The sequence below is a fragment of the Variovorax sp. ISS6 genome (assembly GCF_056523145.1).
Window position 1 is genome coordinate 1,906,346 of sequence record NZ_JAWRZC010000002.1, and the last position, 11,326, is coordinate 1,917,671.

General features: G+C 69.3%; 10 protein-coding genes. 9 read left to right on the forward strand and 1 reads right to left on the reverse strand.

The window, feature by feature from the left end; all coding sequences use genetic code 11:
• The first annotated feature begins 38 nt into the window (after positions 1 to 38).
• The 3 genes from AC1HIL_RS40630 (at position 39) to AC1HIL_RS40640 (ending at position 3,651) form a co-directional block, all read left to right on the forward strand.
• On the forward strand, positions 39 to 1,022 hold the full coding sequence (locus AC1HIL_RS40630; RefSeq protein WP_413765487.1) for a Bug family tripartite tricarboxylate transporter substrate binding protein: 984 nt from the start codon (positions 39 to 41) through the stop codon (positions 1,020 to 1,022).
• Positions 1,023 to 1,025: 3 nt separating this feature from the next.
• Positions 1,026 to 1,511: a ribonuclease E activity regulator RraA gene (rraA, locus tag AC1HIL_RS40635; protein WP_057594661.1), complete on the forward strand. Its 486-nt coding sequence runs from the start codon at positions 1,026 to 1,028 to the stop codon at positions 1,509 to 1,511.
• 181 nt (positions 1,512 to 1,692) lie between these two features.
• Positions 1,693 to 3,651: a putative bifunctional diguanylate cyclase/phosphodiesterase gene (locus AC1HIL_RS40640; protein ID WP_479672816.1), complete on the forward strand. Its 1,959-nt coding sequence runs from the start codon at positions 1,693 to 1,695 to the stop codon at positions 3,649 to 3,651.
• Here the strand turns inward: AC1HIL_RS40640 and AC1HIL_RS40645 are convergent.
• On the reverse strand, positions 3,629 to 4,591 hold the full coding sequence (locus AC1HIL_RS40645; protein ID WP_261211233.1) for a LysR substrate-binding domain-containing protein: 963 nt from the start codon (positions 4,589 to 4,591) through the stop codon (positions 3,629 to 3,631). The genes AC1HIL_RS40640 and AC1HIL_RS40645 overlap by 23 nt on opposite strands.
• A 150-nt stretch (positions 4,592 to 4,741) precedes the next feature.
• Between AC1HIL_RS40645 and hutU the strand changes: the two genes are divergently transcribed.
• From hutU to AC1HIL_RS40675, 6 genes are read left to right on the forward strand one after another with little or no spacing between them, the layout of a single operon-like run.
• On the forward strand, positions 4,742 to 6,478 hold the full coding sequence (gene hutU / locus AC1HIL_RS40650; protein ID WP_296734448.1) for a urocanate hydratase: 1,737 nt from the start codon (positions 4,742 to 4,744) through the stop codon (positions 6,476 to 6,478).
• Between the two features lie 17 nt (positions 6,479 to 6,495).
• A complete protein-coding gene (locus tag AC1HIL_RS40655; RefSeq protein WP_479669325.1) occupies positions 6,496 to 7,452 on the forward strand; it encodes an ABC transporter substrate-binding protein in 957 nt (318 codons plus the stop codon).
• A gap of 10 nt (positions 7,453 to 7,462) precedes the next feature.
• Complete coding sequence (locus AC1HIL_RS40660) at positions 7,463 to 8,356, forward strand: ABC transporter permease (protein ID WP_479669324.1); 894 nt, start codon at positions 7,463 to 7,465, stop codon at positions 8,354 to 8,356.
• Complete coding sequence (locus tag AC1HIL_RS40665) at positions 8,353 to 9,147, forward strand: ABC transporter ATP-binding protein (protein WP_479669323.1); 795 nt, start codon at positions 8,353 to 8,355, stop codon at positions 9,145 to 9,147. The genes AC1HIL_RS40660 and AC1HIL_RS40665 overlap by 4 nt, the downstream gene beginning before the upstream one ends.
• A gap of 7 nt (positions 9,148 to 9,154) precedes the next feature.
• Positions 9,155 to 10,342 (forward strand): CaiB/BaiF CoA transferase family protein, encoded by a 1,188-nt coding sequence (locus AC1HIL_RS40670; RefSeq protein WP_261211239.1) that lies wholly within the window; start codon positions 9,155 to 9,157, stop codon positions 10,340 to 10,342.
• Positions 10,339 to 11,310 carry an NADPH:quinone oxidoreductase family protein gene (locus AC1HIL_RS40675; RefSeq protein WP_479672817.1) on the forward strand — a complete coding sequence of 324 codons (972 nt, stop codon included), beginning with the start codon at positions 10,339 to 10,341 and terminating at the stop codon, positions 11,308 to 11,310. The genes AC1HIL_RS40670 and AC1HIL_RS40675 overlap by 4 nt, the downstream gene beginning before the upstream one ends.
• Positions 11,311 to 11,326 lie beyond the last annotated feature (16 nt).

The following is an 11,326-nucleotide window of genomic DNA, read 5'->3' on the forward strand; positions in this document are numbered from 1 at the left end:
GCGCCAACGACAAGATTCAAACCAACGGAGACGACCCCATGACGAGCATCTCGATGAAACGCCGCGCGCTGGCCGCGATGGCGACCGCGTTCACCCTCGCGCCGATCGGCGCCTGGGCCCAGGCCCTGGGCGGCGACAAGCCGCTGCGCATGATCGTGCCGCTCGCCGCGGGCTCCACGGTCGACGCGGTCGCGCGCGCCGTCGCACCCGCGCTGGGCCGCGGCACCGGCCACCCGGTGGTGGTCGAGAACGTCGCCGGCGCGGGCGGCATCCCGGGCACGCAGCAGATCGTGCGCGCGCCCAAGGACGGGCTGACGCTCGGCATGATCTCGTCCAACCACGTCATCAATCCCGGCATCTACAAGTCCATTCCCTTCGATAGCCTCAAGGACATCACGCCGATCGCCGTGCTCGCCACCGTGCCGCTCGTGCTCGTGGTCAACCCGGCCCTGCCCGTGAAGTCGGTCAAGGAACTCCTGGCCCACGCCAAGGCTAAGCCCGGCACCCTGAACTACGGCTCGGCCGGCAACGGCAGCACGCTGCACCTCGCGGCCGAACTGCTCGTGAGCGAGACCGGCATCGACATGAAGCACGTGCCCTACCGCGGCACGGGCCCGTTGATCACCGACCTGATCGGCGGCCAGGTGAACCTGGCCTTCGTGTCCGTCTCGCAGGTTGCGCCGCAGGTCAAGGCCGGCACGCTGCGCGCGCTCGCGGTCAGTACCCGCCAGCGTTCGGCCGCGCTGCCCGAGGTTCCCACGCTCGCCGAGGCCGGCGTGTCCGGCTACGAATTCGATGCCTGGATCGCGCTGGTCGGTCCCGCGGGCCTGCCCAGGCCGGCGGTGGACGCGGCAGCCACGGCGATCCGCGCGGCCATGAAGTCGCCCGAAGCGCAGGCCGCCATCACGGGGCAGGGGCTCGCGGTGCTCGACATCGGGCCCGATGCGGCGCCGGCCTTCTTCCAGTCGGAACTGGCGAAGCACCAGAAGCTGGTCAGGCAGTCGGGCGCGACGCTGGATTGAGGCATGCACGGCAACGACACACACGAGGCCACCGCCGATGTCGCCGACCGGCTCGGTTCCGATGCCAGGGTCTGTGAAGTCGGCTTGCGCTCCTTCGGATCGACACGCCGCGCCTCGGGCCTCATCGCTTGCCTGCGTGTCCACGAGGATGCCGGCCTGGTCCGGGACCTGCTCGCGACCGCGGGCGAGGGGCGCATCCTGGTCGTCGATGGCGGCGGCACCTGCCGCATGGCGCTGCTCGGCGACCGGCTCGCGCGCATCGGCCTCGCCAACGGCTGGGCCGGTGTCGTGATCCATGGCGCCGTGCGCGATGCCGAACTGCTGGCCGCGCTGCCGCTGGCCGTGCTCGCGATCGGGACCACGCCCCGGCGCGCGAGCCTGGCCGGGAAGGGCGAGCGCGACGTGGTGCTGGCCTTCGGCGGCATCGAGCTCCGGCCCGGCGATCGGCTGTGGCTCGATGGGGACGGCGTGGTCGTGTCCGCGGCCTGATGCCTTCTGTCGGCGCAGGCCGACGCCCCGAAGGGCAGATGGACGAATCGCGCCGAGGTGCATTGGGTGCGCAATGGTTGGAGGGGGTGAGAGCTCCCGCTACCCGTTGCCCACCATGGTCGATCTTCCATCAGGTCAAGACCACTCGAGCGGCCCGTCGCCCGACGAACTCTCGAGACGGGTGAGGGGCGACCAGCTCCTGTCGGTGCAGCGCAGCGTGCGCGCCGTGGTGCCCTCGGGCATGGCCGTGGGCTGCGTGACCGCCGGGGTCGCGCTCTATGCCTCGGCCCACTGGGCCGGGCCGGCTGCATGGCTGATGCTGGTCGTGCTGTCGAACGCCTACCGCGCCTACGTCTGCCGCTCGCTGCGCGCGGTCGAACGGGCCGTGGCCCGCATGGACGAGCGCGAACTCGCGAGACGCTTCCGCCGGATCACCTTGTCGTCCCTGCTGTCGGGCTGCGTGTGGGCGCTGCTGCCGCTGTTCTGCGACAGCGGGAACCCGTCGGAGACGCTGTTCTTCCTGACCATCGTCTGCGGCGTCTGCGCCGGCTCCGTGATCTTCAGCGCGGCCTATGCCCCGGTGCCGATCGTCTTCGTGACACCCGCGCTGGCCGCGGTCACCGCGTGGCTGCTCCATGCCGGCGGCTTTCATCACGAGGCGCTGGCGGCGATGGTCTTCGTCTACCTGTGCACGCTGGTCTACGCCTCGCGGCGCGGCGAGCGCGCGTTCCGCGCCAGCAGCCGGCTGAAGAACGAGGCGCTGTTCATGGCGGCCGAGCTGCAGCGCACCCATGCCGAGTCCACGCGCGCGACGCGCGAGCTGGACTTCCGCGCCAATCACGATTCGCTGACCGGCCTGCTCAACCGCGAGGGCTTCGCGAAGGCGGCCGCGCGCTTCGAGGCCGCGCAGGCGGACGTGGTGCCGCATGCCGCGCTGATGCTGGACCTCGACGGCTTCAAGGCCATCAACGATGCCTTTGGCCACAAGACCGGCGACCGCGTGCTGCAGGACGTCGGCCAGTGGTTGCAGCAGCGGCTGGCGCAGCATGACGCCGTGGTCGGCCGCTGGGGCGGCGACGAGTTCGCGGTCTTCTATCGCCCACGCGGCACGGCCGATGCGCCCGAGCACGTGGCACAGGGGCTCATCGACTCGATTGGCCATGCCACCTCGCACTACGGCGGGCAGCTCGGCGTGAGCGTGGGCATCTGCACCAGCCTCGAACGCTCGGCCGAGGAGATGCTGGCCTTCTCCGACGAGGCGCTCTACGAGGCCAAGCGGCGCGGGCGCAACCGCTGCCACCGCTTCGACGAGGTGCTGCACGGCCGCCTGCTGCGCCGGCGCGACATCGAGCGCGACATGGTCGAGGCCATGGCGACGCGCGCCATCTGCGCCTGGTACCAGCCGATCCTCGCCGACCGCGGGCGGCGCCTGCACAGCCTCGAGGCCGTGCTGCGCTGGCGGCATCCGAAGCACGGCTGGGTCGCGCCCGGCGAGGTGATCTTCGCTGCCGCGAGCACCGGGTTGGCCGAACGCCTGTTGCGCCACATCCTCGAGGAGGTCTGCCATGGCCTGGTGCAACTCGGTGGCATCGGCGGCGCGTTCGCCGAACTGCCGGTGGCCATGAACGTGTCGCCGCGCGAGATGTCGCAGTTGCCGGTCGATGTCATCACCTCGCAGGTGCTCGCGGCCCACGGCCTGCCGCCGCAACGCCTGCAGATCGAGATCACAGAGGAGGTCGCGCTCGACACCTCGACCGCGCGCGCCCGGTTGCGCGCGCTGGCCGAGTCCGGCGTCGCGGTCGCGATCGATGATTTCGGCGTCGGCTACTCCTCGCTGGCCTCGCTGCGCGGCGAGCACGTGCACCAGGTGAAGATCGACCGCAGCTTCGTGTTCGGCCTCGATTCCTCGCCGGCCAGTTGCCTGATGGTGGAGGCGGTGGTGCGGCTCGGACGCTCGATGGACATCGAGGTGGTGGCCGAGGGCGTCGAGAGCCAGGAGGAGTTCGAGACGCTCGTGCGGCTTGGCTGCCCGCTGCTGCAGGGTTTCTATTTCATGCGGCCGGCGCCGTTGGGACAGGTGGTGGCGTGGGCGCAGCGGCGCCAGGATTCTCTTCCCGTCACGATGGCATCGAGGTCCTGAACGATGGATGCGGGCAGCTTGCACGGAAGCTGTCGATCGACCCCTGCGTCGCCACCAACTCCTGCGCCAGCCAGCCCCTGAAAGCGCGCAGCGGCGGATAGTCCTTCTTCTCCGCCGGATAGACCAGGTAATAGGCCAGGTCCTCGCTGGCCATATGGCGATAGGGCACGGCCAGCCGGCCTTGCTCGATGTCGTCGGCCACGAGGAAATAGGGCGCGAGCCCGATGCCCAGGCTGGCTGTGACCACCTGCACGATCATCAGGTAGTGCTCGAACACCGGGCCCGGCGGCGTGTGCCCCATCTCCACGCCCAGGCTGCCGAGCCAGAAATTCCACGAGTCCATGCGCGAGGCCAGGTGCACGAGCGTGTAGTCCAGCAGCCGGCGCGGCTCGTCGAACGGGCCGTAGCGGCGCAGGAAATCCGGGCTGCAGATCGGCACCACCGCGTCCTGCAGCAGGAACTCCATTTCGGCGCCGCTCCATGAGGCCTTGGCGCCGAAATGAATGGCCGCATCGATGTCCTCGATGTGGAAGTTGAACGGCGACAGGTGGGTGGTGAGGTTCAGGATGACGTCGGGATGGCGCGCCGAGAAATCGGAATAGCGCGGCATCAGCCACCGGGCCGCGATGCTGGGCAGCACCGCGAGGTTGAAACGGCCGCTGCTGCGGCCCCCGGCCTTGAGCTCGACCGACGCGGCCTCGAGCTTGTGCAGCAGCGGCTGGATGCGCCGCAGGTACGCATCGGCCGCCGGCGTGAGCGTCAATCGCTTGCCTTCACGCACGAACAGCAGCGTGCCGAGTTCGTCCTCCAGGGCCTTGATGAGCTTGCTGATCGCGCCCTGCGTCACGCACAACTCGTCGGCCGCGCGGGTGAAGCTGTGGTGCCGGGCACTGGCCTCGAACGCGAGCAGGCACGAAAGGGAGGGCGTGTGGGTTCGCATTCAATGCATGAGCGTTGGTCATCAACCAAGGAGGAAAAATCGCTTTCGGCCGTGCAACGCAATTTTCATAATCGTCGCGGACACGCCGCATTCTAGGGAGAGTAGGCGTAATTCCCATCGTTTTCAGGCATGCCATCTTTCTCCGGATCCATGAGCAATGGAATTGGTGGCAACGCTGAATCGGCCGCCTTGGCATGGACCGCACAGGAGAAGAAATTGCCTCACGAGACATCGTTGCCCCGGGTCGTTCGCGCAGCCCGCGGGACCGAACTTCGAGCCCGCAGCTGGCGCACGGAAGGGCCGTTGCGCATGCTGATGAACAACCTCGATCCGGACGTTGCGGAGAATCCTGCGCAATTGATCGTCTATGGCGGCGTGGGGCGCGCGGCCCGTAATTGGAACGCCTTCGATCGCATCGTCGAAACGCTCGAGCGGCTGGACGACGACCACACCCTGCTGGTGCAATCCGGCAAGCCCGTGGGCGTGTTCCGTACCCATGCGATGGCGCCGCGCGTGTTGATCGCCAATTCCAACCTCGTGCCCAAATGGGCCACGCAGGACCACTTCAACGAGCTCGAGCGCAAGGGCCTCATGATGTTCGGCCAGATGACGGCCGGCTCCTGGTTCTACATCGGCAGCCAGGGCACCGTGCAGGGCACCTACGAGACCTATTCGGAGGTCGGGCGCCGGCATTTCGGCGGCTCGATGGAGGGCCGATGGATGCTCACCGCGGGGCTCGGCGGCATGGGCGGCTCGCAGCCCCTGGCGGGGCGGATGACGGGGGCCGCGATCCTCGTGGTGGAGTGCCAGCAGAGCCGCATCGACATGCGTCTGCGCACCGGCTACCTCGACGTGCAGGCGCGCGATCTCGCGCATGCGCTCGAACTCGTCGACGAGGCACGTGCGCAGCGCCGCGGGCTGTCGATCGCGCTGTGCGGCAATGCCGCCGAGGTCCTGCCCGAGATCGTTCGGCGCGGCCTGTGTCCCGACGTGGTGACCGACCAGACAGCCGCGCACGACCTGCTGCACGGCTACCTGCCCGCCGGCTGGGACGTGGCGCGCTGGGAGGCTGCGCGCACGAGCGACCCCCGCGCGGTCGAGCAGGCGGCGCGCGCATCGATCGCGCTGCATGTGCGCGCGATGCTGGACTTCAAGGCGCGCGGCGCCGTGGTGTTCGACTACGGCAACAACATCCGCCAGGTCGCGCTCGACGAGGGCGTGACGCAAGCCTTCGACTTTCCGTCGTTCGTGGTGGCCTATGTCCGGCCGCTGTTCTGCGAGGGCAAGGGGCCTTTCCGCTGGGTCGCGCTCTCGGGCGATCCGCAGGACATCTACAAGACGGACGAGCGCCTGCGCGCCTTGTTCCCGCAAGACCAGGCGCTGGGCCGCTGGCTCACGATGGCGCGCGAGTGCGTCAGGTTCCAGGGCCTGCCCGCGCGCATCTGCTGGCTGGGCCTGGGCGAGCGGCATCTCGCCGGGCTCGCGATCAACGAGATGGTGCGCAACGGCGAGCTCAGCGGGCCGATCGCCATCAGCCGCGACCACATGGATTCGGGCTCGGTGGCCAGCCCGAACCGCGAGACCGAAGGCATGCTCGACGGTTCCGACGCCGTGGCCGACTGGCCGCTCCTGAATGCGCTGCTCAACACGGCCTGTGGTGCCGACTGGGTCAGCATCCATCACGGCGGCGGCGTGGGCATGGGCTATTCGATCCACGCGGGCATGGCGCTGGTGGCCGACGGCACGCAAGGCACCGACGAGCGCATCGCGCGGCTGCTCTGGAACGATCCCGCCACCGGCGTGATGCGTCATGCCGACGCGGGCTACGAGATCGCCGTGCGCACCGCGCGCGAGCGCCAACTGGACCTGCCTTCGCTGGCAGCCTGACTCTGAAGGAGCACGTCATGAAATGGACAAGGTACTTCCTGGCCCTCGGGCTCGTCGTCGGCGCGTCGATGGCCTCGGCGCAGAACAAGCACGTGGCGATCGCGAACATGGTCGACATTCCCCAACTGATCCAGGTCAAGACGGGGCTGGTGGACGCGCTGCGCGGCGCGGGCTATGTCGAGGGCCAGAACCTCAGGCTCGACTACCTGTCGGCGCAGGGCAACGCGGGCATCGCCACGCAGATCGTGCGCAAGTTCGTCGGCGAGGCGCCCGACGTGATCGTCACCATCACCACGCCGATGGCGCAGGCCGCCTTGTCGGCCACGAGGACGGTGCCCGTGGTCTTCACCGTGGTGACCGATCCGCTCGGCGCCAAGGTGGTCCCTTCGCTGAAGCGTCCGGGCGGTAACGCCACCGGCATCTCCGACCTCGCGCCGATCGAGCGGCAGCTGCGCCTGATCAAGGCCTTCATGCCGCAGGCCAGGCGCCTGGGGGTGATCTACAACACCGGGCTCGATGGCTCGCGCTACCAGATCGAGGTGCTCAAGCCGCTGCTCAAGGCCCATGGCATGACGCTGGTCGAGGCGAATGCGCCCACCTCCAACGAGGTCGGTTCGGCCATGCGTTCGCTCGTGGGCAAGACGGACGTGGTCTGGATTCCCAACGATCCGACCGTGTACGCGGCGCTCGAATCGGCGGTGCGCATCGGCCAGGAACAGAAGATTCCCGTGTTCACGGCCGAGACCCGCACCGTGGAGCGCGGCGCGGTCGCCTCGATCGGCTTCGACTACAACGCCGTCGGCGAGGAAGCGGCCCGCCAGGTCGTCAAGATCCTCAAGGGCGCGAAGCCCGGCGATATCGACGTGGAAACGCCGCAGGTGTTTCGCACGGTCGTGAACCAGCGCGCCGCGCAGGCCGCGGGCCTGAGCATTCCGGACGACGTGGCCCGCCAGGCCAACATCGTCAATCGCTGAGGAGGGCGGGATGAATTTCTACGCCTTGCTGGGCGCGCTCGAGACGGGGCTGATCTTCGGCTTCGTCGCGCTCGGAACCTACATCACCTTTCGCCTGCTGAAGTTCCCCGACATCACGGTGGAGGGCAGCTTCCCGCTCGGCGGTGCCGTGGCCGCCGCATCGATCGTCGCGGGCGCCAACCCCTACCTGGCCACCTTGCTGGCCTTCGTCGCCGGCATGCTCGCGGGTTCGCTCACGGCCTTCCTCAATGTCCGGCTGCGCATCCTGCACATCCTCAGCGGCATCCTGGCCTCGGTCGCGATGTATTCGGTGAACATGCGCATCATGGGGCGGCCCAACACGCCCTTGCTGGGTACGGACACGGTGTTCACGGGACTGGGCGCGCACTTCGTCGGCAGTGCCTATGCGGTGCCGCTCGTGCTCGTCCTCCTGTGCGCGGCGATCGTGCTGCTGCTCAACCGCTTCCTCGCTTCCGAGACCGGGCTGGCCCTGCGGGCGACCGGCGCCAATCCGCGCATGGCGGCGGCCTACGGCATCCACACCGGCCGCATGACCTGGCTGGGGCTCGCCATGGCGAACGGACTGTCCGCCCTCGGCGGTGCGCTTTTCGCGCAGACGCAGGGCTCGGCCGACGTCAACATGGGCGGCGGCGTGGTGGTCGTCGGCTTTGCCGCCGTGATCGGCGGCGGGGTGCTGATCAGGAACACGACCATCGTGCGCGCGACCTTGTCCGCGCTGGTGGGCGCCGTGCTCTACCGCATCGCGGTGGCGCTGGCCCTGGACGTCGACAGCATCGGGCTCACCCCCTCGGACCTGAACATGGTGACTGCGGCGCTCGTGGCCCTGGCACTGGTTGCGCCCGGCGTGGGCCTGGCCGGTGCGCTGCGCGGGAGAAAAGCATGATCAGGGTCGAGAAGCTCGATGTCGTCTTCAACGCCGGTTCCGCGCTCGAGAACCACGTGCTGCGCGGCCTGTCGCTGGACATCCCCCAGCAGCAGTTCATCACGGTGATCGGTTCCAACGGCGCCGGCAAGTCGACCTTGCTCAATGTGCTGGCGGGAGAGACGACCCCCACCGGCGGGGCCGTCACGATCGATGGCGAAGCCATCGCCGGCTGGCCGGTCGCGCGTCGCGCCGGCGCCATCGCCCGCGTCTTCCAGGACCCGCTGGCGGGCACCTGCGAGGAACTGACGATCGAGGAGAACATGTCCATCGCGCTGGCGCGCGGCCATGCGCGCGGACTGGGTCACGCGGTGACGGCGCCTCGGCGCGAGCGCATCCGCGCGGCGCTGGCCCGGCTCGGCCTCGGCCTGGAGAACCGGCTGCACGACCGCATGGGCCTGCTCTCGGGTGGACAGCGCCAGGCGATCAGCCTGCTGATGGCGTCGCTCAACGAATCGAAGCTGCTGCTGCTCGACGAGCACACGGCCGCGCTCGATCCGCGCACCTCGGAGTTCGTGATGAAGCTCACCGACGACCTCGTGCACGAATTGAAGCTCACGGTGCTGATGGTCACGCACAGCATGCGCCAGGCGCTCGATCACGGCGACCGGACCATCATGCTGCACCAGGGGCGCATCGTCTTCGACATCGCCGGCAGCGAACGCGAGCGGCTCGATGTTCCCGACCTGCTGGCGCTGTTCTCCCAGCGCAGCGGCAAGGAACTCAGCGACGACAGCCTTCTTCTGGGATGACCCTCTCATGACCCAACAACAACTCCTGAACGGCCTGCGCATCGTCGACCTGTCGCGCGTGATGTCGGGGCCTTACTGCACCGCGCTGCTGGCCGACGTGGGGGCCGAGGTGATCAAGATCGAGACGCCCGTGACCGGCGACGACTCGCGCCACTTCGGCCCCTTCGTCGACGGCCGCAGCGTCTACTTCTCCTTGCTGAACCGCAACAAGAAGAGCGTCACGCTCAATCTCAAGGACGAGCGCGCGCGCGAGATGCTGTATGCGCTGATCGATACCGCCGATGCGGTGGTCGAGAACTTCCGCCCCGGCGTCGCGCAGCGGCTGGGGGTGGACTACGAGACGCTGAAGGCGCGCAATCCCTCGCTGGTGTACCTGAGCATCTCCGGCTTCGGGCAGCAGGGCGAATTCAAGGGGAGGCCGGCCTACGACCTGATCATCCAGGCCATGTCCGGGCTCATGAGCACCACGGGCCGTCCCGGGCAGGAACCCACCTGCGTGGGCGACTCGGTGGCGGACCTCGTGACGGGCCTGTTCGGTGCCTGGTCGCTGATGACGGCGCTGTTCGCCCGCGAGCGGGACGGGCAGGGACGCCAGATCGATCTGTCGATGTTCGATGCGATGCTGGCCCTGCAGCTCACGAGCGCGAGCCGCCTGTTCGCCAGCGGCACGGCGCCGCAGCGCGTGGGCAACCGCCATCCCGTGACCTCGCCGGTGGACTGCTTCGAGGCCAGCGACGGCTGGGTGGTGATCGTGGTCAGCAACGACGGGTTCTTCCGCCGCTTCGCGCCGTTGATCGGCAAGCCCGAGTGGGTCGAGGATCCGCGCTTCGTCGACAACCCGCAGCGCGCGCGCAACGAGCCGGCGCTGAAGGCGGCGATCACGGCATGGTCGCGCGAGCGGACCGTGGACGAGGTGGTCCAGGCCTGCCTGGAGGCCGACGTGCCCGCGGGCCCGGTCTGGGATCTGCAGCAGGCCCATGCGCAGGCCGCGCGGCAGGATCGAGGGCGGGTCGCCCAGGCACAGGATGCCGAGCGCCCCTGGCCGTTCGTGCTGCAGCCGGCCGTGTTCTCCTCGGGGGATCCGGCGAAGGTCCAGGCCGACCCCTTGTTGGGCGCGCACACCGACGAGGTGTTGCAGGGCATCGGCATCGCGCCGGCGGATCTTGCGCAACTGCGCGCGCGGGGGGCCGTATGAAGGCGTGGATCGTCAGGGACACCACCCAGCCTCCGGAGCTCATGGAGATGCCGCTGCCGCATCCCAAGCCGGGCCGGGTACTGGTACGGGTGGCGGCGGCCGGGCTCAACTTCTCGGACGTGCTGATGGCGCGCGGCGCCTACCAGATCCGGCCGCCGCTGCCCTTCACCCCGGGCCAGGAGATCAGCGGCATCGTCGAGAGCGTCTCGGGCGGTGGCGCCTTCGGCCCCGGCGACCGGGTCGCCACCAAGGTCCTGTGGGGCGGCTTTGCGCAGTTCGCGGTGGCCGAGGCCTCATGGCTGGTGCGCGTGCCCGAGGAGGTCCCGCTGGCCGAGGCCGCCGCGCTGCCGGTGGTCTGGCCGACCGCGTGGATCGCCCTGTTCGCGCGCGCCCGGTTGCAGGCCGGCGAGACGGTGCTGGTGCACGCGGCCGCCGGCGGGGTCGGGCTGGCGGCCACCCAGCTCGCGGTTCGGGCCGGTGCGCGCGTCATCGCCACCGCGGGTGGCCAGGACAAGCTCGCGCGCTGCAGGGAGCGCGGGGCTTCGGTCTGCATCGACTACCGCGAGGACGACTGGGTCGAGCAGGTGATGCAGGCCACCGGCGGCAAGGGCGTGGATGTGGTCATCGATCCCGTGGGGGGCGATATCACGGACCGCAGCGTCAAGTGCCTGGCCCACGGCGCGCGCCTGTGCCTCGTGGGTTTCTCGAGCGGGCGCATTCCCGAGATCCGCGCCAACCGGCTCCTGCTCAAGAGCGCCTCGGCGCTGGGCATCTACTGGAGCCATGAGCGCGACCTGCCGCTGATCGGGCAGGCGCTGGACGACGTGCTGGCGGGTTTCAGGCAGGGGCAGCTGCATGCCGACGTGGGCGGCCGCTACGGCTTCAGCGAGTTGCCGCGTGCCTTGAGCGACCTGCAGGAGCGGCGCACCTTCGGCAAGCTGGTGCTTCTGCCCGACGCAAGCGCCTGACCCCGTCCCCGTTGCC